Below are 24,430 nucleotides of genomic sequence, written 5' to 3' on the forward strand. Positions count from 1 at the left end.
TGGGCGCGGTGACCGCGATGTCGTAGAGCGCCTCGTCGGACGGGTGGTCGTTGACCGGGTACCCTGGCCCCGCCGGCGAGTTGCCGACAGCCGGGTTGCGATCTTGTTAATTCGTCCCCCAGGAGCACCGGACCTTTCACCCGGACTGGGTGATGACGCTCCGTACCCTGCTTCCTACGGTGGGTGTCATGGCTGCCGTTCGCGCGACCCCTGCCAACCCCTTCCCCGGCCTGTCCGTCCCGGACGGGGACAGCGCCGACCAGCGGGCCATCCCGCCCGAGCTCGGCCCCGACTCGCTCGCGGTGCTCAGCGGGCCCACGTTCCTGTACTCCAACGCGTGCGGGGATGTGCCGACGGGCAGCATCGGTGGGCTCGTCCACCTGGACACCCGCCTGATCAGTGGGTGGAGCCTTACCGTCAACGGCGGCGAGTTGTTGCCGCTGCGCTCCGAGACGATCGACCACTACTCCGCGCAGTACGTGCTCACCAACCCGGAGTTGCCCGGGCTGCCGCCGAACACGTTGGGCCTGCGGCGACTGCGCTACGTCGGCGACGGCTTCCACGAGCGCGTGGAACTGGTCTCCTTCCGGCAGGAGCCGGTCCGGGTGGAACTGCGCCTGGCCGTCGCCGTCGACTTCGCCGACCTGTTCGAGGTCAAGTCGAGGGTGCGGGACCGCTCCGCCGAGATCAGCCGTCACCACGCTGCCGACGGGTCCGAGCTGTGCTTCTCCTACCAGCGTGGTGACTTCTCCGCGCAGACCCGGGTGTGCTGCGCGAAGCCGGCCGACCGCATCGAGGGCGACGACCTGGTCTGGGAGTTTGAGTTGAACCGCAGCGAGGAGTGGAAGGTCGACCTGCACGTGCCGCTGCCGCCCGGGATGGGGGTGGTCGAGCCGGTCCGGGGCGACATCGCCGACGTGATCCACGGCCGGGCCGACGACCCGCTGCGCCGGTGGCTGGAGGACCGGGCGGTGCTGCGCAGCGACAACCCGGCGTTGGAGCACACAGTGCGGCAGTCCCGCAACGACCTGGCGGCGTTGCGGCTCGACCTGGAGGTCAAGGGCCAGCGGATCCTGCTCCCCGGCGCCGGCCTGCCGTGGTTCCTCGCCGTCTTCGGCCGCGACACCCTGATCACCGCCTACCAGACGCTGGTCGCGGGGCCCGAGTTGGCGAAGGGCACCCTGCTCGCCCTGGCCCGCCTTCAGGGTGAGACGTGCGACGACTTCACCGACGAGGAGCCCGGCAAGATCCTGCACGAGGTGCGCAGCGGCGAGTTGACCCGCAGCGGCGAGAAGCCGTTCGGGCCGTACTACGGCAGCGCCGACGCCACCCAACTGTGGTTGATCCTGCTCTCCGAGTACTGGCGCTGGACCGGCGACGACGAGACCGTCCGGCACCTGCGGGACAACGCGCTGGCCGCGTTGCGCTGGATCGACGAGTACGGCGACCGGGACGGCGACGGCTTCGTCGAGTACGCCACCCGCTCGCCCGAGGGGCTGGGCAACCAGTGCTGGCGGGACTCCCCGGACGGCGTCTGCTTCGCCGACGGCCGGATCCCCGTGCTACCGCTGGCCACCTGCGACCTGCAGGGCTACACCTACGACGCCAAGATGCGACTGGCCGAGTTGTTCGACGGGCCGTTGGACAACCCCACGTTGGCCCACCGGCTGCGCGACGAGGCCAACACCCTGCACGAGCGATTCAACCGCGACTTCTGGATCGACGAGCGGGGCGGCTACTACGCGGTCGCCCTGGACGGCGACAAGAACCGCGTCGACTCCAAGACCTCCAACATGGGTCACCTGCTGTGGAGCGGAATCGTGCCGCCGGAACGGGCCGACGCGGTGGTGCGTCAACTCATGTCGCCGGACATGTTCTCCGGTTGGGGTATCCGCACGCTGTCCCGGGAGGAATGGCTCTACAACGCCCTCGGCTACCACCTGGGCACGGTCTGGCCGCACGACAACTCGATCGCCGCGCTCGGCCTCGCCCGGTACGGCTACCGGGCCGAGTCGAACCGGATCAGTCTGGCGATGTTCGAGGCGGCCGACCAGTTCGGTTACCGGCTGCCGGAGGCGCTCAGCGGTTTCGACCGGGAGCGGCTGCTCTTCGCCGTGCCGTTCCCGACCGCGTGCAGCCCGCAGGCGTGGGCGGCCGGCACGCCGCTGGCCCTGATCCGCGCCATGCTCGGCGTCAACCCGGTCGGCGGCCGGCTGGTCCTCGATCCGGACGTCCCGGAGGAACTGGGCCGGATCACCGCCGAGCGGGTCCGGGCGTTCGGCCAGCAGTGGGAGTTGGAGGCGGTGGGCCGCAGTGGCCACGTACGGCTCCAGCCGAGCTGAGCACGGCTGGCGCCTAGGACGTTTGTCGAGGGCTTCGACGGGAAACGGCCCGCAATGACGAAACCTCGTGTGGTGATCGTGGGGGCCGGGTTCGCCGGTTACCACGCGGCGAAGACGTTGAGCCGGATCGCCCGGGACCGGGCCGAGATCGTGGTACTGAACTCCACCGACTACTTCCTGTACCTGCCGCTGCTGCCCGAGGTGGCGGCCGGGGTGGTCGAGCCCAAACGGATCGCCGTGCCGCTGACCGGGACGCTCAAGGGCGTACGCGTGGTGGTCGGCGAGGCGGACCACGTCGACCTGCAGAACCGCTGGGTCGGCTTCACACAGGCCGAGGGGGAGAAGAACCGGCTGGCGTACGACCGGCTGGTGCTCGCCGTGGGCAGCGTCAACAAGCTGCTGCCGATCCCGGGGGTGACGGAGTACGCGCACGGCTTCCGCGGCCTGCCCGAGGCCGTCTACCTGCATGATCACATCGTTCGGCAGATCGAGCTGGCCGAGCAGGCCGAGGACCCGGCCGAGCAGCAGGCCCGGTCCACGTTCGTGGTGGTCGGGGCGGGCTACACCGGCACCGAGGTCGCGGCGCACGGGCAGCTGTTCACCGACGCGTTGCACGCCCAGCGGCCCCGACTCACCGTCCGGCCCCGCTGGATGCTGCTCGACGTGGCGTCCCGGGTGCTGCCGGAGTTGGACAAGAGGATGTCGGACACGTCGCACAAGGTGCTCAACCGGCGTGGGGTGGACGTGCGGATGGGTACCTCGGTGGCCGAGGCGACCTGCGACGGGGTCAAGCTCACCGACGGCGAGTACGTGCCGACCTGCACCCTGGTGTGGTGTGTGGGGGTGCGCCCCGACCCGTTCGTCAACGAGCTGGGCCTGCGGACCGACCGGGGTCGACTGGTCACCGACGAGTTCCTCAACGTCCCCGGCTATCCGGAGGTCTTTGCCTGCGGCGACGCCGCCGCGGTGCCCGACCTGGTCAACCCGGGCAAGGTGTGCGGGATGACCGCCCAGCACGCGCAGCGGCAGGGCAAGCGCGCGGCGTACAACATCGCCGCGTCGTACGGGTTCGGCCGCCGCAAGCCGTACAAGCACCACGATCTGGGTTGGGTCGTCGACCTGGGCGGCAAGGACGCGGCGGCGAACCCGTTGCAGGTCAACCTGGCCGGGTTGCCGGCCAAGGCGGTCACCCGGGCGTACCACCTGATGGCGATGCCGGGAAACCGCACGCGGGTCAGCGCCGACTGGGCGTTGGACGCCGCGTTGACCCGGTCCGCGGTCCAGTTGGGGTTGGTGCCGGCCAACGCGGTGCCGCTGGAGAGCACCACACCCGAGGTCGCGACCCGGTCCCGCTGAGCGGGCACCGGTCAGGTCGTCGGAAGCAGGGCGGCCCCGCCCGGCCAGGTCGTCGCGAAGTGGGACGGCCGCGACGGTCAGTCGGTGGTGCCGGCCGGCCGCGCGGACCGCGCGGCCGGACCGGCCGGCGGTGCGGGTCGGAGCCGGCGCGGGCCGTACTCGCGCAGCAGGGTCTGGACGATGCCGGCGGCGGGGATGGCCAGCAGCGCGCCGAGCAAACCGGCCAGCTCCGCCGCGAGCAGCACACTGACCAGCACCGTCAACGGGTTCAGCCGGACCGCGCGGGAGAGGATGAGCGGCTGGAGCAGGTGATTCTCCACCTGTTGGTAGACCACGAAGAAGACCAGCACCACCACCCCGGCGGTGGGGGAGTGCAGGAAACCGGCACCGGCCGCGATCACCGCGCCGAGGGTCGCCCCGACCAGCGGTATCAGGTCGGCCACCGCCACCAGCAGCGCGATCACCGCCGCGAAGGGCACCCCCGTGAGGGTCAGCACCACGAAGGTCAACGCCCCGCAGATCACGCTGATCAGCAGGTTCCCGGTGAGATAGCCGGTGACGGTGCGCGACACCTCCCGGCCCACCCGACGCAGCCGCTCGCCCTGACCGTCCCCGGCCGCCGCGAGAATGCCGCTGGTGATCCGCGGCGACTCCAACACCATGAGGTACGCGAGGACGATGACAGTGACCAGCCCGGCGACCGACTCGACGACGCCGCGCAGCACACCGACAGCGGGTTGGCGCAGCCGGCCGCCGAGGTCGCGCAGCTGCTCGGAGTGCTCGCTGACGTAGCGGCGTGCCCCGGTGCGCTCCAACGCCTGCCCCACCGGGCCCTGTCCGGCGCGGGCCTCCCGCAGCAGCTCGGGTGCCCGGTCGGCGAAGCGGCCCAACTCCCCGAACAACGGCACCAGGATGAGCGCGGCCAGGATCGCCAGCAGCACGAACGCGGCGAGGAACACCAGCAGGGTGGCCAGCGCCCGACGTCGGACGAAGCGGCGTTGCAGCCGGTCGACGAGGGGTTTGAGCGCAACGGCGAAGAACGCGGCCACCACCGCCCAGACCAGCACCCGCCGGGTCGCGTACACGAACCCCAGCGCGAGCGCGGTCGTCAGCACCAGACCGATCACGATCAGGGTGCGGCGGGCGGTCGCCCGCTGGTCGACGTCGCTCATCCGACCGGCCTTCCCCGCGCACGCCGTCGGAAACCCGGCATTGCGGGCACAACGGCGATCAGTGACGGGAGTGTTCGTCAGCGTCGGTCACCGGGTGGGCGCCGGCGACGAACGTGTCGAGTGCGGCGGCGTGCAGCAGCCCGCCGGGCACCGGGTCGCGCAGGGCGGCCACCGCCAGCCGGGCCACCGGCAGCCCGCCGGGGCGGGAGGTCGCCGCCAGCACCACGTTGCCGTACCTGCGGCCGCGCAACATCCGCCGGTCGCCTACCACGCACACGTCGGCGAAGACCGCCCGCAAGGTGGCCACCTGCACCCGAGTAGCGACCAGCGGCGGTAGGTCGGTGACGTTGACCAGGTACAACCCGTCGGGGCGCAGGGCGCGGGCCACCTCGGCGGCGAACTCGACGGTGCGCACGTGCCGGGGCATCCGGGCCGCACGGTAGATGTCGGCGATCACCAGGTCGTACCGGCCGTCCGGGGTGTCGGTCAGAGCGTCCCGGGCGTCGGCGACCTCGACCCGCACCTCCTGCGGCAGCGGCGGCAACTCCCGGGCCACCAGCTCGACCACCGCCGCGTCCCGCTCGACGACCCGTTGTGGGGAGCCGGGCCGGGTGGCGGCCAGCCAGCGGGGCAGCGTCAACGCGCCGCCACCGAGGTGCAGGACGTTCAGCGGAGCGCCGGCCGGGGCCGCCACCTCCACTGCCGAGGCGATCCTTCGGACGTACTCGAAGTGCAGGTGCCGAGGATCCTCGACATCCACGTACGACTGCTCCACCCCGGCGGACAGCAGCGTCCGCCCGGTCCGCCGGACCGGGTCGGCGACCAGCTCCAGCCGGTCGGCGGCGCGGTTCATATCCGGCACGCTAGCCGAGCCCACGGCGCACCCGGCACGGCGGACGGACCGGCGGAGCGGGGTCGCCCCCGGTCCGCCGGTCCGCCGATGTCGTGCTGGCCGGTCAGCCGCCGGCCATCCCGGCACCCACCTCGTCGATCGCGTCGTCGATCTGGCGGGCGAGGTCCACGTCGAGCGCGGTGACCCCGTTGGCCTGGCTGGTCCGGACTGTCAACACGGCGGCGGTGTCGCCCGGACGCCCGATGCTCGGGCCGCGGCCATTGTCCTGGCGCAGCCGGTCAAGGCGGGCGAGCACACGGTCCAGGTTGTCGGGCGGCAGCGCTACCACCCGGTAGAGGCCCTGGCTGTCGCCGGCCCAGTAGGGCAGGTCGTCCAGCGCCGCGCTGATCTCGTCGGCGTCCAGCGTGGGTGTGGTGGTGGAGGCGCCCACCAGGCCGCCGCCGGCCTCCGGCGGGTTCAGCAGGTCGCGCAACCCGTCGGGTACGTGCAACGACTCGACCAGGTCGCCGTCCTGCTCGGCGAGCGCGGCGATCGTCGCCTCGGCCTGGTACCGGGCCTGCTCCGGGGTGTTGCCGCTGATCCGGCCCACCTCGGCCAGGAACCCGGGCAGGTCCTGGTGCCGTTCGATGCCGTCGACCGGCAGCACGTCGTGCAGCGACGCCGGCACCGCGGCGAGCAGCCGCTGCCGCTCGGCGGCCTCCAGGGCGAACGCGAGGACCAGAACGGTCGCCTCGGTGCCCACCTTGGCGGTCTTGAAGTCGACCCCGGCGCGACGACGGACCTCGTCGACCAGGTCGTGGTAACCCATGCTGGTCACACCGGCCGCGCCGCTCGGCGGGGACGGCTGCGGTCGCGGGTTGTCGGCGCTACCGACCGGCGGCGGTGCCGGCCCCCCGCGCGTGGTGTCCGACTTGCGCGCTCCAGCCGCGGGCGGGCCGGCCCGCTTACCCGCATCGAGGCTCGTGAGCTGCTTTGACGCGCTCAGGCTGGCGCCGATCTCGCTGGGCTGGCGATTCTGTTCCCGGGCCTGCCGGGCCAGTGCCCGACGCCTCTGGTTGTCGCCCTCCATCTGCTTGCGCATGCTGGCATCCCTTCCGCTGGGGATCGTGGCTGCGCGAGTCGCCTTCCCGCCGTCCGGGAGAAGGAAACGGAGCCCGCCGGCCGGGTCGGAGCGGCCCGCGCCACGCTTCATCCGGCGGGGGTGAGGGGTGCTCACCCACCTGGGCCGCACGATCGGTTCAGGACCGGAGTTCTTCCGAGGTACGCGGAAGGAAGGTCGTCATGAAGGAAGTTGTCGAGATCGTCCCCGCTCGACCCGGCTGGTACGCCCGCTGGCAGCTCACACCCGAGGTCACCAGGTGTTACCCGGTGAGCCTGTGGGCGCTGCTGGAGGAGGCCGACGGAACGGGCCGCGAGGTGATCGGAATGGACTGCATCGGTCAGTGGCCCGGTGCGGACGACAACGAGGCGGGTGGGCAGTTCGTCCGCTACCTGTACCAGACGCCCGATTCGGGGGAGCCCGAGGACGTGGACCCGACCCCGATCGGCGAGCTGCGTGAGGACGGCCCCCGGCTCCAGCCGATGACGGCACCCTAGACATTCCTCCGGCCCCCGACCCCAGGTCCCAGGGTCGGGGGCCACCCCGTCTCGCTTCCCGGGGTGGCCTACGGGTCAGCCGATGGCGCGCACGTCGTCGTCGGCGTGCGCCTCGGCCAGCAACTCACTCAGGCCCGTGCGGTCCAGCATTCGTTGAAGCTGAGGGCTGACTCCGGTCAGTCGGATCGCCCCGGCGGCGCGGTGCACCACCAGCAACGCACTGAGCCCGGAGGAGTCGCAGAGGGTCACCCCGGTCAGGTCGACGAGAACCGGGGCGTCGTCGTCGCCGCGCAGCTCGGCCGCCGCGGCGACCAGCTCGGGCGCGCTGTCGTAGTCGAGCTCACCGGTCAGCCGGAGTCGGACGGTCCCGGCGGCAAGCCGGGTTGTCTCGATGGTCAACAGCTGGTCGGGCATCCCACCATTTTCCTTGTCGAGCGACGAAACGCAAAGCGGGGGCGGCGGTACGCCGCCGTGTCCCTGGCCCAACGCCCGCGTTGTGGCGGTGCCGCCACCTGCCGTGAGATGCCGCTTTCCGGGTTCGGGCGTAGGCTGGCTGGAGAGTTTTGACCGTAGACGCCGGTTCCGGCACGGGTTCGGTGAACGACAAGGAGTGAGGCTCAGCTGGTGACTGCTTCCGACGTCAGGGACTGGGACCCGGGCGACGGACGGCTCTCCACGCCGAGCACGACACGACCCTCGGCGTGGTCCGCCGACGTCCGCCGCCCCGCTGCGGCCCTGCCGCCGCTGGCCCCCGACCGGGGTCAGGCCACGCCCGACTGGTTGGAGGTCGTCGAGCACTTCCGGGAGGGCCTGGTGGTCTGCGACGCCGATGGCGTCGTGCGGCACGTCAGCCCGGTGGCTGAGCGGTTGCTGCCCGAGGTGACGCCCGGCGAGCTGCTCGGCGCGGCCGGTGTGCCCGGGTTGAGCGAAGGCGTTCCCGGCAGCTTCACCCATCGCGGCCGCCGGCTCACCGCGCGCCAGGTGCCGCTCTCCGGTGACCGCTGCTGCTGGTACGTCGAGGACGTCACCGACAGCGTCAGCCGCGCCGACGCGCTTCTCGCCGAGCGGGCCCGCTCGGCGTTCCTGGCCGTGGTCGGCGACAAGCTGGGCAACCCACTGCACCCCGACCGGGCTGCCGCCGCGGTCGTCCGACTCGCCGTGCCGACCCTGGCCGAGGTGGCGGTGCTGGTGCTCGCCCCACGGGCCGGGCGCGCCCGCTGGTGGCGGGCCTCACGCAGCGACGACGAGGCGCCGACGGTGGACAGCGGCGTACTGGCCGGCGGCGAGCTGCCGACCGCCATCGCCGACGGGTTGACCGGTGCCGAGCCGCACGCGGTGGACTGGCTGGTCGAGCAGGCCGTCGACGCCGGTTGGCTGCCGGGGCTGGCCGGCACCGACAGCGCCGCCCGGGTCGTCCCGCTGCCGGGGCGCGACGCGCCGGTTGGGGTTCTGCTGGTGGCCCGCCGCGCCACCCGCTGGTACGACGAGGACGACGTGGAGCTGGTCCGCGCGTTCGCGGCCCGCGCCGGCGCCGCGTTGACCACCGCCCTGCTCTATCGCGACCAGGCCGAGGTGGCCGACACCCTCCAGGCCAGCCTGCTGCCGGTCGAGCCGGTCGAGGCCGCCGGTGTGCAGTGGGGCACCGCGTACCGACCCGCGCAGGCGGGGCTGCGCATCGGCGGCGACTTCTACGGTTCGCACCGGCTCACCGACGGTGGTTCGGTGTTCTTCCTCGGTGACGTATCGGGCAAGGGCGTCGAAGCCGCCGTCTTCACCGGCCAACTGCGCCAGTGCCTCCAGGCGCTGCACCGGTTGGAGTCGAACCCGGCGCGGTTGCTGCGGCTGCTCAACGACGCGTTGCTGGAGACGACCCAGGCGCACGGCCAGGGCCGCTTCGCCACGATCGTGCTCGGCGTGGCCCGCCCGGAGCGCGACGGCGGCCTCACCCTCACCATGGCCGGCGGCGGGCACCTGCCACCACTGGTGCTGCGCGCCTCCGGTGAGGTGGAGACGGTGCCGCTGCGCGGCATGCTGATCGGGGTGGTGTCCGACCCCCGCGTCGGGGAGGTGACAGTGCGGCTGGCGCCGGGCGAGACCTGTCTGCTCTACAGCGACGGCGTGACCGAGGCCCGGGGCGGCCGGCGCGGCGACGAGCAGTTCGGCGCCGAGCGGCTGGTCACCGCGCTGACCGGCTGCCACCGGATGCCCGCGCCGGCCCTGGCCGAACGTGTCGAACAGATCACCTGCGACTGGCTGGCGCAGGGCGACCACGACGACATCGCCGTGCTGGCACTGCGGGCGGCAGGCCTGAGCGGGCGCAACGCGCGGCACCTGCACTCGGTGCCCGCCGGCATCGAGCAGACGGAGGGGACTGACGCGTGACCGCCGCCACGGCCATCACCAACTTTGGCGAGGCGTACTCCGGCTACCTGGAACATCTCGCCGACGCCGACGAGTACGCCGCGACCGACCTGGCGATAGGCCTGCTCGACTCGGGCGTCCCGGCGGAGCGGGTGCTGCTCGACCTGGTCGCGCCCGCCCAGGCCGAGGTGGGCGAGCGGTGGGCGCGCAACGAGTGGAGCGTCGCCCAGGAGCACGCTGCCACCCACATCAGCGAGCAGGTGGTGGCGGCTGTCTCCGCGCACGTCAAACCGCGACCGACCGGCGGCCGGGTCGTGGTCGCCTGCATGGACGGCGAGTGGCACGCGCTGCCGCCCCGGCTGGTGGCCGAGGTGCTGCGGTTACGCGGCTGGCAGGTGACCTTCCTGGGCGCCAGCGTCCCCGCGGCGCACCTCGTGTCGTACCTGCACCGCTACGACGCGCACGCGGTAGCGCTGGCGTGCGCGCTACCGATGCGCCTGCCGTACGCCCATCGGATGATCGAGGCCTGCCGCCGCTCGGACGTGCCGGTGGTGGTCGGCGGGCGTGGGTTCGGCACTGATGGCCGGTGGGCACGCCGGCTCGGGGTGGCCTGGGCGCCGGACGCGCCCTCGGCGGCCGAGTTGATCGCCGACGAGCGGGCGCTGCGCGGGGTGCCGCCGGCGCGGCTGGCCCACCTGGCCGACGACGAGTACGCCAGCCTGGTGCGCCGTCGCGGCGAGCTCATCGACAGCGCGTTGACAGAGCTGCGGGAGCGGGTGCCGGCGGCGCGGGCGTACACCGCCGCGCAGCTCGACGCGACAGTGAGCGACCTGGGCCACATAGTGGATTTCCTGGCCGCGGCGGTCTACGTCGACGACCCCTCGTTGTTCACCGAGTTCGTGGAGTGGCTGTCGGGGATTCTGGGCAGTCGTGGGGTGCCCGCCGGGGCGGTCGTCCTGCCACTGGAGCACTACGCCGCCGCGTTGCGGGACTTTCCCCGGGCGGCGCGGGCGCTGGCGCTGGGATGCGCGGCGCTGCCCGCCACCGCCCGCTGACCGACCCGCCGGTGGCATCCGGATCGATCACCGCGCTCGGCGGCGCACGAGTCAGCTCTGCGTATACTTGCCGGACTGCAAACGTCCCACCCGAGGGTGGAGCGAGGGGGAGAACGGTGACGTTCAGCGTCAACTACGTCGAGCGCGACGGTGGTGGCGCCTGCCTCCGGCTCGTGGGCGAGCTGGACCTGAGCACCGCCCCCGAGTTGACCGCCGCGATCGACCGGCTCACCGCGACGGGCGAGACCCGGGTGCTGCTCGACCTGACCGACCTGACGTTCTGCGACTCCACCGGCATGGCCGTGTTCGTCCGGGGCGACAATCAGGCGGCGGCCGATGGGGGTTGGCTCCGGCTCACCGGCGCCCAGGGGCGGGTCGAGCGGGTGCTGCGGGTGACCGGCCTCGCCGACGTGTTGCGCTACGAACCGGAGTCGGTCGACCCCGCGTCCCGCAGCGCTTCCTGATGGGCTAGATTTCCCCGCCAGCATTTCCCCGCCAACGCGGTGACCGTCAGGGTCCCGTCCCCGCCGACTCCGAGGCAGGTAGTGATGGGCGCAGACAGCCCGCAGCCGGTACGCATCCTGGTGGTCGACGACGACCCGGGTGATGTGCTGATGATCGAGGAGGCGCTGGCGGACTCCGACGTCGAGAAGATCATCGACGTGGTGAGTGACGGCGAGGAGGCGATGGAGTTTCTCCGCGCCGAGGGCCGGCACGAGCAGGCCCGCCGACCGGACGTGATCCTGCTGGATCTGAACATGCCGCGGATGGACGGTCGGCAGGTGCTCGGGGCGGTCAAGCAGGACGAGGATCTGCGGACCATCCCGATCGTCGTGCTGACCACCTCCAACGCCGACACCGACATCGTCGGCAGCTACACGTTGCAGGCCAACGCGTACGTCACCAAGCCGATCGACCTGGACGACTTCAACGACGTGGTCCGCCGCATCGACGAGTTCTTCGGCCGGGTCGTCGTGCTGCCCAAGCGCATCTGAGGCCCGCGCCACCTGCGCGCATGCTGAACAATTTTCCCGAACCTCCTCGGCGCGAGCGGTCGCGGCCGAGGATCCAGGTGGGGAAGTAACAGCAGCTGCCTGGGGGGCGACAGTATGAGATTCTCCGTCGTTGAGACCGGTTACGACCAGCGGCAGGTGGATTACTGCCTGGACGAGTTGGGGATCCGGTTGTCCCGGCTCGCGGCGCGGGCCGAGGGCGCGGCCGGGGCGACCCGGGAGTGGGACGAGATCCGCCAGGAGGCGGCCTGGCTCAGCGGGCTCCTGCAACGACTCGACCTGGGCGACGACGCCGCCGCCCGGTACGCCGGTGACGCGGTGCGGCGCGAGGCCGCCGAGATCCTGGCCCAGGCCCGCGCCGAGCTGGACGAGGCCCGCGAGGAGGCACGGCGGGTGCGGGAGCGGGCGTACGCGGAGGCCGTGCAGGCCCGACGTGACTTCGAGGCGGCGCTGGACGTTCGCCGACGGCGCGAGGTGCGGGTGGACGAGATCCTCAGCCAGGTGACTGTCGACCAGGTGCCCGCCGACACCCCCACCGCAGCCGCCGGGGTGGCGGGCAGCCGGGTCGGGGTCGGTGGCCCGGACGCGGGCGCGGAGCGACCGCCGGGCCGTCGCTGAGGACGTACGGGCAGTGGGTGCCCGGCTCAGGCGGTGAGCGCCGCCGCGACGGTGGTCGCCCGATCCTCGTGCTGGGCGTACGCGTCGGGGTAGGCGGAGATCTGCACGGCCTGGGCGGCCGAGGTGACGCTCATGTCCTGCCAGCCGGGGATCTCGTTGAGCGCCGTGTAGAAGGCCCGCGCGGCGTACGACGGGCGCATCAGCTGGGCCACGGTGCCCCAGCCGCTGCTGGGCCGCTGCTGGAACAGCCCGACCGAGTCGTGGTCGGATCCGCTGCCCTGGTTCGGATACTCCGCCGACTCCGGGAGGACGTCGCTGGCCAGGTTGTAGAGGTTGCTCTCCTGCATGGCGGTGGACAGTGCCACCACCAGGGCGCGGCGCGGCATCTTCATCTCCAGGCCGACGTCCACGATGATCTTCGCGTTGTCCATCTGTGCCTGGTCGAGGCCGGCGACCGGCCGGGGGCGGCGGGGCTTGACCGGCTTCTTGGGCGCCTTGCGGACGGCGGTGGGTGTGGGCGTGGGCTTCGCCGTCGGGCTGGGCAGGATCCGGGCGGGGGCGGCGTCGCGGTCCAGCGACCGGGAGGCGCGCTCGTCGGCGATGGCGGCGCGGTCGGCCACCGCCTCGGCGAGCGGCTCGACCGTACGGGGGGTGTCGTCGTTGCCTCGCGCGGTGGCGACAGCGACGAGGCTGAGGCAGCAGGTGACACCGGTGGCAAGGGCCACCCGCACCGGGGTCGAGCCCAGTAGGGCGCGACGCGATGGTTCGGGAGCGCGGTGACGGCCGATCGTCCGTTCGGTTGATGCGGCGTCGTCCGAGGGGGTGGTCGGGCGCGCGTCGGTCAGCTTCTGGGCAGAGGGGTCGTCGGGATGCACCTGACGAGGCTAAAGAGCTGAATGCCCGATGCCATCAGTCCGTACAGTGGCATGCGCCACAATTTGCCCTGATCATGCCGACTTTAGCGGGCATAACAACCGCGAAGCTGATCAACCTCGCGGATAACCCGAGACGGTTATTCCCGACTTGCCTGGTGAATGCGGTCGCCCGGCCGCTCCGCCGCCCGCACGTCCGGCCACGTCAAGGACTCAGCCGAAAAACCGATCCACCCTCCACCAACCGGCCCCCGTCCCCACCCCCCAGACCCCCCACCTCGGCGATCTTGCACTTACTGTGGCGACGTAAGGGGCATTAACCCTCATATCGACGACCGAAAGTGCAAGATCGGCGCAGCGGGGCGTGCGGGCGGGTGCGGGCGGGTGTGGGCGGGTGGGGCTGGAGCGTGGAGTCAGTGTCGGCCGTTCTCGGCCGGTGTGACAGTCAAGCGGTGTCGGCTGGTGTCGCTGCTGGAGAACGGCCAGAGCCGGTCGGCGTACTCGACCAGGTCGGCCAGTTGATCTCGGCTCAGCCCGGCCGAGGAGATCTCCGCGTGGACGTCGGCCCGGTATCGGCCGTCGGTGTCCCGCCCCAGCTTCGCCTCCGCGCGGACCTGCACGGTGTGTGCCTCGTCGGTGATCTCCCCGGCCACCTCCACCGCCGCGTGATGCAGGCAGGAGGCGAAGGCCGCGGCCAGCAACTGTTCCGGGGTCAGCCCGGTGCAGTGCGGCGCCAGCGGTGAGGCCAGCGCGGTGGAGAGCCCGCCATCGTCGGTGCGTACGTGACCGCCCTCGGCGGTCGCTGTGGCCTCACGCAGCCAGGAACTCTGATCCGGCATCGCGTTTCTCCCGTCGCTCACCAGGACGGCTACCCCTTCGCCGTCCGACGAAACGCCGCTGGTCGTCAGGTCAGCGCCCGGCGGGCAGGTTCGGCTCGTCCACGAGTGCCACCGCCTCGGTGGCCTCGGCGGCGGCCCGTTCGGTCCACGGCGACGTCGGCGCGGGCCGGCGGGTCGTCGGGATCGTCATCGGCACGTACACCCGGGCGTCCACCGCCTCGGCGAGCAGCAGCGCGGCGACCAGACTGGTCGGACGCTGCTCGGGGTCGTCGGCGAGGCAGGAATGGCACAGCTCGGCGACCTCCGGCGGGAGCCCGTCGATGTCGGGCAGCGGCTCCGGTGGCCGACGGCGGCGTACGTCGAGCAGTTCGTTCGAGGTCGCCGCGCGGTACGGCAGGCGGGCGGTGAGGCTGTAGTAGAGCAGCACGCCGAGGGCGTACATGTCGGCGGCGGGGGTGGCCGGCGCCTCGTCCAGCTGCTCGGGCGCCAGGTACGCCGGGGTGCCCAGCACCATCCCGGTCGGCATCGGGTCGGGCGCACCGGCGGCGATGGCGATGCCGAAGTCGAGCACCTTCACCCCGGCCGGCGTGAGCATGACGTTGGCCGGCTTGACGTCCCGGTGCACTATGCCCTCGGCGTGCGCGGCGGCCAGCGCGGCGGCGACCTCCGCGCAGACCCGCACCGCGATCTGCCAGTCCAGCGGCCCGGCGCGCAGGTGCACGGCGAGCGTCTCACCCTCGGCCAGCTCCATGACGATGTAGGGCACCGGTCGGCCGGGCCACGTCGAGGAGGTGCCGAAGTCGTGCACGCTGGCCACGTTGGGGTGTTCCAGGCGGGCAGCCGACCGGGCCTCCGCGCGGATCCGGTCCACCGGGCCGTCCCGGTCGTCGTGGCCGGGCGAGATGAGCTTCACCGCGACCGGCCGATCCAGCACCTTGTCGTAGGCCCGCCACACCTCGGACATCCCGCCCACACCGATGCGCTGTTCGAGCCGGTACCGCCCGTCCAGCATCCGCATCGACCGCTCCTCGTCCTCGCCCCGCCGACGGCGGGTGCTGACGTGGCGGTACCCGAGCGCCGAGCTGGGCAAACCGGCGCCCGATTCAGGGCGGGCGGCCCTGCGCACCTCGCTGCGTCACGGCGGTAGGTGCGGTAGCTTGCGAGCCAGAGCCGGTGTCACCGATTGTGCCGGCACGGTCACCCGAGGGGACGCCGCGATGAGCGAGGTCACCGTACGCTTCGTCGGCGGGCCCGCGGACGGCCTGGTCCGGCTGCTGCCGGCCGGGTCGGACGGCGCCCCACCCCAGCGTTGGATCATGCGGCACCCGGACGGCACGGGCTCCGTGCAGCCCGGCCCCGACCACCTCTACGAGCGCGACCGGCCCGACGAGGCCGGCGGCTGGAGCATGCGGTTCGTGCGCACCGACGCGTACGGGGTGTCCGAGTGACCACGAGGCGGGGCTGACCGGTGGCGTCGCCGGCGTCGCGTCGATCCGGCCGCACAGCTCGCGCACAGCCTCCGCAGGGGCGCGGCACAGGCGCGGCGGCCACCATGGGGCCCATGGTCATGAACGGGCAGACCGCGCCGAGCCGGATCGAGCTGCGTCGCCCCGACGGTGAACCCGTCCGGGTGCTGGTGGTCGACGACGAACCCACGCTCACCGACCTGCTGTCGATGGCCCTGCGCTACGAGGGTTGGCAGGTCCGCACCGCCGGCAACGGCATGGCGGCGTTAGGCACGGCCCGACAGTTCCAGCCGGACGCCGTGGTGCTCGACGTGATGCTGCCGGACCTGGACGGCTTCCAGGTGCTGCGCCGGCTGCGCGAGCACGCCCCCACCGTTCCGGTGCTCTTCCTGACCGCCCGCGACGCGGTCGAGGAGCGCATCGCCGGGTTGACCGTCGGCGGCGACGACTACGTCACCAAACCGTTCAGCCTGGAGGAGGTGATCGCCCGGCTGCGCGCGCTGCTGCGCCGCTCCGGGCTGGCGATCGCCGCCCGGGAGGAGGCGGTGTTGATCGTCGGTGACCTCAGTCTCGACGAGGACAGCCACGAGGTCCGCCGGGCCGGCCAGCTCGTCACCCTCACCGCGACCGAGTTCGAGCTGCTGCGTTACCTGATGCGCAACCCGCGCCGGGTGCTCAGCAAGGCGCAGATCCTCGACCGGGTGTGGAACTACGACTTCGGTGGCCAGGCCAACGTGGTGGAGCTGTACATCTCGTACCTGCGCAAGAAGATCGACGCCGGTCGCGCACCGATGATCCACACACTGCGCGGCGCGGGCTATGTCCTCAAACCCGCCGAGTAGGCGCCGCCCGCTGCGCGCCGCCCGCGGGTGGTTGGCCGGGCGCTCCCTGCGTACCCGACTGGTGTTCGCCCTGCTCGCGCTGCTGGCGTTGGTCAGCGTCGTCATCGGTGGCCTGACCACTGTGGCGCTGCGGCACTTCCTGATCGACCGGCTCGACGCGCAGTTGGCCCCCGCCACGGCCACGCGGGGCGACCGGCCGGGACGGCCGGCGTTTCCCGGCAACGGACCGGGCATCCCAGCCGGGCTACCGTCCGGCGCGGTGGTCGCCGAGATCAGCGACGGCCGCGTGACCAGCGCCCGGACCCTGACCAACAGCGTCTCCAACGCGTTCCCCGACCCGCAGTCCGTCCCGGTGGGGGAGGTCGCCGCGCTGGCGGACCTGCCGGTCGACTCCAGACCGCGCACGGTCGACCTCGGCGACCGCGGTGACTACCGGGCCGTGGCCCGCCAGTACTGGGACGGCCGGGTACGCGTCGTCGCGGTCCCCCTCTCCGGCGTACAGGAGACCGTCTGGGCGCTGGTCGCCGCCCAGGCCGGGGTGGCCGCGGTCGGGCTGCTGCTCGCCGGTGTGGCGGGCGCGCTGATCGTGCGGGCGACCCTGCGACCGCTCAACCGGGTGGCCGCCACCGCCACCCGCGTCACCGAGCTGCCCCTGGACCGGGGGGAGGTGGCGCTCGCCGTCCGGGTCCCGGTCGCCGACACCGACCCGCGCACCGAGGTCGGTCAGGTCGGCGCGGCGCTGAACCGGATGTTGGGCCACGTCGCCGACGCGCTCTCCGCCCGGCAGGCCAGCGAGACCCGGGTACGCCAGTTCGTCGCCGACGCCAGCCACGAACTGCGGACGCCTCTCGCGGCGATCCGCGGCTACGCCGAGGTGGCGCGGCGTGGCCGTGACGAGGTCCCCGCCGACGTGGCGCACGCGCTGCGCCGGGTGGAGTCGGAGAGCACCCGGATGACCAGCCTCGTCGACGACCTGCTGCTGCTGGCCCGCCTCGACACCGGTCGGCCGCTCGCTGTCGAACCGGTGGACCTGACCGCCCTTGTGGTGGACGCGGTCAGCGACGCGCACGTCGCCGGCCCCGAGCACCGCTGGCAGCTCGCACTGCCCGAGGTGGCGATCCGGGTGCCCGGCGACGCCGCCCGGCTGCACCAGGTGGTGGCGAACCTGCTCACCAACGCCCGGGTGCACACCCCGCCCGGCAGCACTGTCACCGCCACGCTGGCCGTCGACGCCGCCAGCGCCGTGCTCACCGTCGCCGACGACGGGCCGGGGGTGCCGGTGGAGCTGCAACCGGAGATGTTCGAGCGGTTCGCCAGGGGCGACAGCTCCCGGTCCCGCGCGCACGGCAGCACCGGTCTCGGTCTCGCGATCGTCGCGGCGGTGGTGGAGGCCCACCACGGCACTGTCGGGGTGGACAGCCGTCCGGGTCGGACCCTGTTCACCGTCCGGTTGCCGAATGCCACAGCCGACGCATAGTCGGCGCACGGCAGACCGGCGCCGGTCAGCCGACCAGCATCTCGGTGAGGACCTCGACGACGCGTCGGGTGTGCCGCCCGTCGGGGTCCTCGTCGGTGTTCAGGTCGGTCACGCTCATCCCGAGCAGCCGGTCGGCGCGGGCCAACGGCGTGACCAGCGCGATCAGGTCCGCCCAGCGCGGGCCGTCCGGCTCGGGGTAGGTCACCGCGGGCAGGTCGCGCGGGTCCACAACGTCCAGGTCGAGGTGCAGCCAGGCCGGTCCGTCCCCGTCGGTGGCCAGGCTCGCGCCGACCGTCGCCGCGCCCCGGCGTCGCAACTCGGCGGCGTTGACCTGGTGGATCGCCGGGTCGATCCGGGCCGCCTCGACCCGGCTGCTCTCGTCGGTGGCCGGGCGGTGCCCGAGCAGGTGGACGCGGCCGGGTTCGATCAGCGCGCCGTCTGGGCCGACGGCGGCGGCGGGGCCGTTCCCGGTGACCACCGAGAGGTCCATGTCGGCGGCCTCACCGGTCGGTGAGGTAGCGCCGTCGAGGAAGTCCGGGTGGGCGTCGACGAACCACAGGTCGGTCGCCGGGGGCAGGGCCCGGCAGATGCCGGGCAGGATCGCGCAGTCGCCGCCGAGCACCAGTGGTCGGTGGCCGTCCGCGATCAGCGCGCCGATCCGCGCGGCGATGGCGCCGCCGGCCCGGACCAGGCCCGCCGCGCCGATCACCCCGCTGGCCGGGTCGCGGTTCGGGTCGCGCAACCGCGCCTCGTCGATCCGCCCGTCGTCGTCGGCGGCCAGGGCCTCGCGCAGGCCGGCGCGGCGCAGCGCGGCAGGGGCCCGCTCCTCGCCGCGCCCGGCGCCCGAGGAGTCCAGCGGCGCGTCCACGATCATCCAGCGCACGTCCGCAGCGTACCGGCGCGGCCGGCCGTCCCGGCCGCATTCTGTGGTGCGGCTGGGAGTACGCCGATGTGCCCGCGACAGCGACGACGACCGGCGTACGGTGAGGGACAAGTCCGGCTTTCTGGGTCAAAAGCCTCATCGGTGTACGCCCTGGGACGCCGGTGTCGAGGCGGCGAGGGCAAGGAGCGATCGGTGGAACATCTGGCCTACCTGGACGCGGGGTCCGGCAGCCTGATCGTGCAGGCGGTCGTCGGTGGGGTGGCTGGCGCCGCGGTCGCCGCGAAACTCTACTGGCGACGGCTGGTCGACCGGTTCCGCCGGCAACCCACCGACCAGCGCTGAGCGGGCCAGCCCCGACGATGGCGATCTCACCCACCGAGGTACGGCCCGAGCCGGCTTCCTTCCGCGACCCCGCCAACCGGGTCTTCCACGTCGGCGACGAGGTGCTGCGCGGGCTGGACCCCCAGGCCGCCGAGCACTGGCGGGCACTGACCGACAGCACGTTCTTCCCGGCCCTTGTCGCCGCGCGCAAGGTCTGCGCCACCGAGGACGCCCCGCCCACCCTGGTGCCGGCCGCTAGCGGGGCACCGTGGGCGGCAGTGCTTCGCCACGAGCGCATCCCGTTCGTCTCCCACCCGTACGAGTGGTCGTTCAGCATGCTGCGCGACGCCGCCCTGCTGCACCTGGAGATCCTGACCGCCGCGCTCGGCGAGGGGTTCACCACGAAGGACGGCTCGGCGTACAACCTCCAGTGGCGCGGCGCCCAACCGGTCTTCATCGACATCGGCTCGTTCGAGCCGGTGCGCGACGGCGAACCGTGGGCCGGCTACCGGCAGTTCTGCCAGACCGTGCTCTACCCGCTGATGCTCACCGCCCACCTGGGCGTCGACTTCCAACCGTGGCTGCGCGCCCGGGTCGACGGCATCGAGGCCGACGAGCTACGGCCACTCTTCAACGGCGCCCGCCGGCTGCGCCCCGGCGTGCTGACCCACCTGCACCTGCACGGGGCCATGCAGCAACGCAACGCCGCCGCCAGCACCACCGAGGTACGCGACCAACTGCGGGCCGCCGGCTTCTCCCGGGAGCTGCTGCTCGCCACCGTACGCGGCATCGAGAAACTGGTCCGCAAGCTGGACCGCCGCCCGCCCGAGAGCCACTGGTCGGACTACCAACGCACCTGCGGCTACTCGGCCCGCGACCGGGTGGCGAAGGAGCAGTTCGTGGCCGTCGCTGTCGCCGCCGGCACCCGCCCCCGCCTGGTGCTCGACCTCGGCGCCAACGACGGCCGGTACTCCCGGCTGGCGGCCGGGCACGCCGACTACGTGGTCGCCGTCGAGCAGGACCCCACGGTCGTCGACGAGCTGTACCGACAGCTGCGCTCCGAGGGGCAGCGCCGGATCCTGCCGCTGGTGCTGGACCTGGCCGACCCCTCGCCGGGCGGCGGCTGGCGGGGCGTCGAGCGGGCCGGCTTCGCCGAGCGGGCGTCCGCCGACGTGGTGCTCGCCCTGGCCGTGGTGCACCACCTGGCGATCGGGCGCAACGTGCCGCTGCCGGAGGTCATCGACTGGCTGGCCGGGCTGACCGCGCCGGGCGGCGCTGTGGTGGTGGAGTTCGTCCACCCGGAGGACCCGATGGCGACCCGGCTGCTGGCCAACAAGCCCGCCGGTCTCTTCCCGGACTACCGACGCGACACCTTCGAGACGTTGCTCGCCGCCCGAGGACGGATCACCGACCGGCTGGAACTGCCCTCGGGCACCCGCACGCTCTACCGGACGGTGATGGGTGGCTGAACCGGCCTCCGTCGACCCGCCGGCCCCGCCCGACCGGCGGTCCCCGACTCCCACTCCCCGACGGTGGGACCGGGGCTGGCGAGGGGAGCTGGGTCGGCTGCTGGAGATCGTCGCGCTGGTCGGTCTCGTGGTCACCCAGCCGCTGCTGGACGTGCTCGGCCGCAGCCCCGACTTCTTCCTCTTCCACAGCGCCGACCCGGCCCAGATCCTGCTGCTGCTCGCCCTGGTGACTGTGGTCCCCACGGTCGCGGTGGCGCTGCTCGGCGCGCTCAGCCGACTGGCCGGCCGGACCGCCCGCGCCCTCACCCACACCGGGCTGGTCGGGCTGCTGGTCGCCGCCCTCGCCGTGCAGGTGGGCCGACACGTGACGCCACTTCGGGGCGTACCGCTGCTGCTGGTGGCAGTGCTGGCCGGAGCCGCCGGCGCGGCCGTGCACCGGCGGTGGCGGGCGCCGGGCCTGATGCTGCGACTGGCCGCCGCCGGCCCGGCGGCCTTCGTGGCGCTCTTCCTGCTCGCCTCACCCACCTCGGCGGTGGTCCTGCCGCGCGGCGACGGTGGCGCGGCCGGCACCGCGCAGGGTTCGGCCGTGCACCCGCCGGTGGTCATGCTGATCCTCGACGAGCTGCCGCTGGTCAGCCTGCTCGGCGCGGACGGGAAGATCGACGCCGGGCGGTACCCGCACTTCGCCGAGCTGGCCGGCGGCTCCACCTGGTACCGCAACTCCACCGGCGTCAGCGGGTGGACGCCCAACGCGCTGCCGGCGATGCTCACCGGCCGTTACCCGGCCAAGCCGGTCGCCCCGCACTACTCGCAGTACCCGGACAACATCTTCACCGCCTTCGGCGGCCTGTACGACATCCGCGCCGAGGAGAGCATCACCCGGCTCTGCCCACCCAGTCGCTGCGAGCAACCGGTCACCCCGGAGCAGGGGCTCGGCGTGCTGGTCCGGGAGACCGGCAAGCTGCTCGGCCGGGTCGCCGGGCCGACGGAGAGCGCTGTCGACCCGGAGGACTCCTACCGCGAGCAGACCCGCGCCGAGGCCGGCCTGGACGCCGCCGAACCGGTGCCGGCCGACCCGAAGTTCCGCTGGGACAGCCTGGACGACAACCAACCGGCCCGGTTCACCAGCTTCCTGGCCGGGCTGAAGCCGACCACCCGGCCCACCCTGCACTTCCTGCACCTGCTGATGCCGCACTCACCGTGGGCGTACCTTCCGTCCGGGTCCCGCTACGACGCCCCCGAGGACCTGCCCAACGACGGCGCCGGCTGGGTCGACCTGGCCCGGCAGCGGCACCTCGCCCAGCTCGGCTACACCGACCGGCTGATCGGCGAGACGCTGCGGACGCTGCGCGCCAACGGCCTCTACGACCAGGCCCTCGTCGTGGTGACCGCCGACCACGGCGTCAGCTTCCGCCCCGGCGCGCAGGGCCGGGGCATGGACGCCATCAAGGCCGCCGCCGGCGAGGTCGCCTGGGTGCCGACGTTCGTCAAGGAACCCCGGCAGCAGGCCGGCCGGGTGGACGACCGCAACTGGGAACACGTCGATCTGCTGCCGACAGTGGCCGACGAGGCCGGCGTCCGGCTGCCCTGGCGGGTCGACGGGCGCTCCGCCCGGCAGGCCCCCCGCACCGACGGTACGAAACACTTCTACGACCGCCCCGGCGAACCGGTCACCTTCCCCGGTGGCGTGCCCGCACCGCCACCCCTGCCGACACCCCACCCCCTGGTCGGCACCGAGGTACGCGCCGGCCCGGCCGCCGGCAGCGCCCGGGTCGCCGACCTGGCGGCGTTCACCGCCACGGACCCGGACACCGGCACCCTCCCCGCACTGGTCTGGGGAGACGTCCCGGACCGGATCCCGGACGGCACGCTCCTCGCCGTCGCCGTCAACGGCCGCATCGGGGCCGTCGTCCCGGTTGTGCCCGCCGACCCCGGCGGACGCCGGTTCGCCGCGCTGCTCGCCGACGACAAGCTCTTCCACGCCGGCACCAACCAGCTCGACGTCTTCCAGGTCGCGACGGACGGTACGCTGCGACGCCTCACGCTGTCGTGACCTGGCTTCCGGGTTCGGTCCGGCCTGGTCCCCGGGTCCGGTCCGGGGGTTGGTCCGGGCTGGCGTCCGGGTTCGGTCCGGTCCGATCCCGGGGTCGGTCCGGGTTCGATTCGGTCCGGTCTCGTCTGGCGGGATGCCGGGTTTCCCGGCCGCCCGGTCGGGAATCGGGTGACGCATACCTCACCGCCGAACCACGGCGGGCGTTGTCCCCCGAGCCGCAATTACGGTAGAAGCGAAGGCAATTCAACGTAGATCTGCCGGCGAAGCGAGGAACCACATGACGGAAGTCAAGCTCGATCACCCCGGTGGGCAGCTGTCGATGCCGGTGCATCCTGCGGTCGAGGGCCCCGCCGGTATCGGGGTGAGCAAGCTGCTGAAGGAAACCGGGATGACCACGTACGACCCCGGTTTCGTCAACACCGCCGCTGCCTCATCCGCGATCACCTACATCGACGGCGACGCGGGCATCCTGCGTTACCGGGGGTACCCGATCGAGCAGCTGGCCGAGAAGTCCTCCTTCCTGGAGGTCTCCTACCTGCTCATCTACGGTGAGCTGCCGACCGAGCAGCAGCTGACCGAGTTCACCGAGTGGATTCGGCGGCACTCGCTGCTGCACGAGGAGATGCGCCGCTTCTTCGACGGCTTCCCCCGGGACGCCCACCCGATGGCAGTGCTCTCGTCCGCGGTGAGCGCCCTGTCCACCTTCTACCAGGACAGCCTGGACCCGTTCGACTCCGAGCACGTGGAGATCTCCACGGTCCGGCTGATGGCGAAGGTCCCCACCATCGCCTCGTACGCGTACAAGAAGTCCATCGGTCAGCCGCTGCTGTACCCGGACAACTCGCTGGGGTACGTGGACAACCTGCTGCGGATGACGTTCGGCGTGCCGGCGGAGCCGTACGAGGTCGACCCGGTGATGTCGAAGGTGCTGGACATGCTCTTCGTCCTGCACGCCGACCACGAGCAGAACTGCTCCACGTCGACCGTCCGCCTGGTCGGCTCCAGCAACGCCAACCTGTTCGCCTCGGTCTCGGCCGGCGTGAACGCCCTGTTCGGCCCCCTGCACGGTGGCGCGAACCAGGCGGTGCTGGAGATGCTCCAGCAGATCCACGCCGGCGACGGCGACGTCCGGTCCTTCGTCCGCAAGGTCAAGGACAAGCAGGACGGCGTCAAGCTGATGGGCTTCGGCCACCGGGTCTACAAGAACTACGACCCGCGGGCGGCGATCGTCAAGAAGGCCGCGCAGGACGTGCTGGGCCGGATGGCCAAGCCCGACCCGCTGCTGGACATCGCCATGGAGTTGGAGGAGATCGCCCTCGCCGACGACTTCTTCGTCTCCCGTCGGCTCTACCCGAACGTGGACTTCTACACCGGCCTGATCTACAAGGCCATGGGTTTCCCGACCAAGATGTTCACAGTGCTCTTCGCGCTCGGCCGGCTCCCCGGCTGGATCGCCCAGTGGCGCGAGATGATCAACGACCCGGAGACCAAGATCGGCCGTCCGCGGCAGGTCTACGTCGGCTCCGCCGAGCGGGACTACGTCCCCTTCGGCGAGCGCTGACCCGCTCCTCGCTGCACCAGCAGGCCGTCGACCCCTCCCGGGTCGGCGGCCTGCCGCCTTTCCGCGCTCCGCGCTGCCCCGCCCCGGCATGATCGACTCGGGCTCCTTGAGGCACGGTGTCCGTGCGCCGCGCCGCCCCGCGTCGGTACGATCGACTCGGGTTCCTTGAAGGCGCGGTGTCCGTGGCCTTGGGCTCAAGTGGTTGTTGCAACGGGGTGGATTCTCGTCAGGATGAGGGGTCATGCCGGGGCAGAGGTTGTCGTCCGCGGAGCGGGCGCAGA

The 24,430-nt window shown here is 72.6% G+C and carries 23 protein-coding genes; 15 read left to right on the plus strand and 8 right to left on the minus strand.

Annotated features, from left to right (window positions below):
• Nucleotides 1-188: 188 nt before the first annotated feature.
• The gene (locus tag AB0C19_RS29770) at nt 189-2,342 is read left to right on the plus strand and encodes a glycogen debranching N-terminal domain-containing protein (RefSeq protein ID WP_357190644.1); all 2,154 of its coding nucleotides are present in this window, start codon (nt 189-191) and stop codon (nt 2,340-2,342) included.
• A 54-nt stretch (nt 2,343-2,396) separates the two neighbouring features.
• Nucleotides 2,397-3,698 (plus strand): NAD(P)/FAD-dependent oxidoreductase, encoded by a 1,302-nt coding sequence (locus AB0C19_RS29775; RefSeq protein WP_210785140.1) that lies wholly within the window; start codon nt 2,397-2,399, stop codon nt 3,696-3,698.
• A gap of 77 nt (nt 3,699-3,775) precedes the next feature.
• On the opposite strand, the gene AB0C19_RS29780 is transcribed toward AB0C19_RS29775, so the two are convergent.
• The 3 genes from AB0C19_RS29780 to AB0C19_RS29790 form a co-directional block, all read right to left on the minus strand.
• Nucleotides 3,776-4,870, minus strand: a complete 1,095-nt coding sequence (locus AB0C19_RS29780; RefSeq protein ID WP_357190648.1) for an AI-2E family transporter — start codon at nt 4,868-4,870, stop codon at nt 3,776-3,778.
• 58 nt (nt 4,871-4,928) lie between these two features.
• Nucleotides 4,929-5,723 (minus strand): fused MFS/spermidine synthase, encoded by a 795-nt coding sequence (locus AB0C19_RS29785; RefSeq protein ID WP_357190650.1) that lies wholly within the window; start codon nt 5,721-5,723, stop codon nt 4,929-4,931.
• Nucleotides 5,724-5,826: 103 nt separating this feature from the next.
• Entirely contained in the window at nt 5,827-6,804 is a 978-nt protein-coding gene (locus tag AB0C19_RS29790; protein WP_357190652.1) for a DUF2267 domain-containing protein, read from the minus strand.
• Between the two features lie 200 nt (nt 6,805-7,004).
• On the opposite strand from AB0C19_RS29790, the gene AB0C19_RS29795 reads away from it, so the two are divergent.
• On the plus strand, nt 7,005-7,319 hold the full coding sequence (locus AB0C19_RS29795) for a hypothetical protein (RefSeq protein WP_357190654.1): 315 nt from the start codon (nt 7,005-7,007) through the stop codon (nt 7,317-7,319).
• Between the two features lie 75 nt (nt 7,320-7,394).
• Here the strand turns inward: AB0C19_RS29795 and AB0C19_RS29800 are convergent, their stop codons facing one another.
• A complete protein-coding gene (locus AB0C19_RS29800) occupies nt 7,395-7,733 on the minus strand; it encodes an STAS domain-containing protein (protein ID WP_357190656.1) in 339 nt (112 codons plus the stop codon).
• Nucleotides 7,734-7,943: 210 nt separating this feature from the next.
• Here AB0C19_RS29800 and AB0C19_RS29805 point away from each other — a divergent pair, with 210 nt between their 5' ends.
• The 5 genes from AB0C19_RS29805 to AB0C19_RS29825 all read left to right on the plus strand — a co-directional run bounded on the left by AB0C19_RS29805 (nt 7,944) and on the right by AB0C19_RS29825 (nt 12,366).
• A complete protein-coding gene (locus AB0C19_RS29805) occupies nt 7,944-9,701 on the plus strand; it encodes a PP2C family protein-serine/threonine phosphatase (RefSeq protein WP_357190658.1) in 1,758 nt (585 codons plus the stop codon).
• On the plus strand, nt 9,698-10,735 hold the full coding sequence (locus AB0C19_RS29810; protein ID WP_357190660.1) for a cobalamin-dependent protein: 1,038 nt from the start codon (nt 9,698-9,700) through the stop codon (nt 10,733-10,735). The genes AB0C19_RS29805 and AB0C19_RS29810 overlap by 4 nt, the downstream gene beginning before the upstream one ends.
• A gap of 116 nt (nt 10,736-10,851) precedes the next feature.
• The gene (locus tag AB0C19_RS29815; RefSeq protein WP_357190662.1) at nt 10,852-11,199 is read left to right on the plus strand and encodes an STAS domain-containing protein; all 348 of its coding nucleotides are present in this window, start codon (nt 10,852-10,854) and stop codon (nt 11,197-11,199) included.
• 84 nt (nt 11,200-11,283) lie between these two features.
• Nucleotides 11,284-11,730 carry a response regulator gene (locus AB0C19_RS29820; RefSeq protein WP_357190664.1) on the plus strand — a complete coding sequence of 149 codons (447 nt, stop codon included), beginning with the start codon at nt 11,284-11,286 and terminating at the stop codon, nt 11,728-11,730.
• A gap of 114 nt (nt 11,731-11,844) precedes the next feature.
• Nucleotides 11,845-12,366, plus strand: coding sequence for an ATPase (locus tag AB0C19_RS29825; RefSeq protein WP_357190666.1), 522 nt, complete (start codon nt 11,845-11,847; stop codon nt 12,364-12,366).
• Nucleotides 12,367-12,392: 26 nt separating this feature from the next.
• Here the strand turns inward: AB0C19_RS29825 and AB0C19_RS29830 are convergent, their stop codons facing one another.
• The 3 genes from AB0C19_RS29830 to AB0C19_RS29840 form a co-directional block, all read right to left on the minus strand.
• Nucleotides 12,393-13,241 carry a hypothetical protein gene (locus AB0C19_RS29830; protein WP_357190668.1) on the minus strand — a complete coding sequence of 283 codons (849 nt, stop codon included), beginning with the start codon at nt 13,239-13,241 and terminating at the stop codon, nt 12,393-12,395.
• A gap of 410 nt (nt 13,242-13,651) precedes the next feature.
• Nucleotides 13,652-14,077, minus strand: a complete 426-nt coding sequence (locus tag AB0C19_RS29835) for an OsmC family protein (RefSeq protein WP_357190670.1) — start codon at nt 14,075-14,077, stop codon at nt 13,652-13,654.
• A 70-nt stretch (nt 14,078-14,147) separates the two neighbouring features.
• Nucleotides 14,148-15,095: a serine/threonine-protein kinase gene (locus tag AB0C19_RS29840; RefSeq protein ID WP_357190672.1), complete on the minus strand. Its 948-nt coding sequence runs from the start codon at nt 15,093-15,095 to the stop codon at nt 14,148-14,150.
• A gap of 199 nt (nt 15,096-15,294) precedes the next feature.
• On the opposite strand from AB0C19_RS29840, the gene AB0C19_RS29845 reads away from it, so the two are divergent.
• From AB0C19_RS29845 to AB0C19_RS29855, 3 genes are all read left to right on the plus strand, one after another.
• Nucleotides 15,295-15,525: a hypothetical protein gene (locus AB0C19_RS29845; RefSeq protein WP_112587606.1), complete on the plus strand. Its 231-nt coding sequence runs from the start codon at nt 15,295-15,297 to the stop codon at nt 15,523-15,525.
• A gap of 113 nt (nt 15,526-15,638) precedes the next feature.
• The gene (locus tag AB0C19_RS29850; protein WP_357190674.1) at nt 15,639-16,385 is read left to right on the plus strand and encodes a response regulator transcription factor; all 747 of its coding nucleotides are present in this window, start codon (nt 15,639-15,641) and stop codon (nt 16,383-16,385) included.
• Nucleotides 16,386-16,416: 31 nt separating this feature from the next.
• Nucleotides 16,417-17,862 (plus strand): HAMP domain-containing sensor histidine kinase, encoded by a 1,446-nt coding sequence (locus AB0C19_RS29855; protein WP_357190687.1) that lies wholly within the window; start codon nt 16,417-16,419, stop codon nt 17,860-17,862.
• A 25-nt stretch (nt 17,863-17,887) separates the two neighbouring features.
• Here AB0C19_RS29855 and AB0C19_RS29860 read toward each other — a convergent pair whose 3' ends face one another.
• On the minus strand, nt 17,888-18,736 hold the full coding sequence (locus AB0C19_RS29860; RefSeq protein ID WP_357190689.1) for an arginase family protein: 849 nt from the start codon (nt 18,734-18,736) through the stop codon (nt 17,888-17,890).
• 201 nt (nt 18,737-18,937) lie between these two features.
• Between AB0C19_RS29860 and AB0C19_RS29865 the strand changes: the two genes are divergently transcribed.
• The 4 genes from AB0C19_RS29865 to AB0C19_RS29880 all read left to right on the plus strand — a co-directional run bounded on the left by AB0C19_RS29865 (nt 18,938) and on the right by AB0C19_RS29880 (nt 24,149).
• The gene (locus tag AB0C19_RS29865) at nt 18,938-19,087 is read left to right on the plus strand and encodes a hypothetical protein (RefSeq protein ID WP_165947858.1); all 150 of its coding nucleotides are present in this window, start codon (nt 18,938-18,940) and stop codon (nt 19,085-19,087) included.
• 17 nt (nt 19,088-19,104) lie between these two features.
• Nucleotides 19,105-20,535, plus strand: a complete 1,431-nt coding sequence (locus AB0C19_RS29870; RefSeq protein ID WP_357190676.1) for a methyltransferase domain-containing protein — start codon at nt 19,105-19,107, stop codon at nt 20,533-20,535.
• On the plus strand, nt 20,528-22,588 hold the full coding sequence (locus tag AB0C19_RS29875; RefSeq protein WP_357190678.1) for a sulfatase-like hydrolase/transferase: 2,061 nt from the start codon (nt 20,528-20,530) through the stop codon (nt 22,586-22,588). Before AB0C19_RS29870 ends, AB0C19_RS29875 begins: the two co-directional genes overlap by 8 nt.
• Nucleotides 22,589-22,865: 277 nt before the next feature.
• Nucleotides 22,866-24,149, plus strand: coding sequence for a citrate synthase (locus AB0C19_RS29880; RefSeq protein WP_112698363.1), 1,284 nt, complete (start codon nt 22,866-22,868; stop codon nt 24,147-24,149).
• Nucleotides 24,150-24,430 lie beyond the last annotated feature (281 nt).

The organism is Micromonospora sp. NPDC048842, from assembly GCF_040649935.1.
GTDB lineage: Bacteria > Actinomycetota > Actinomycetes > Mycobacteriales > Micromonosporaceae > Micromonospora > Micromonospora hortensis.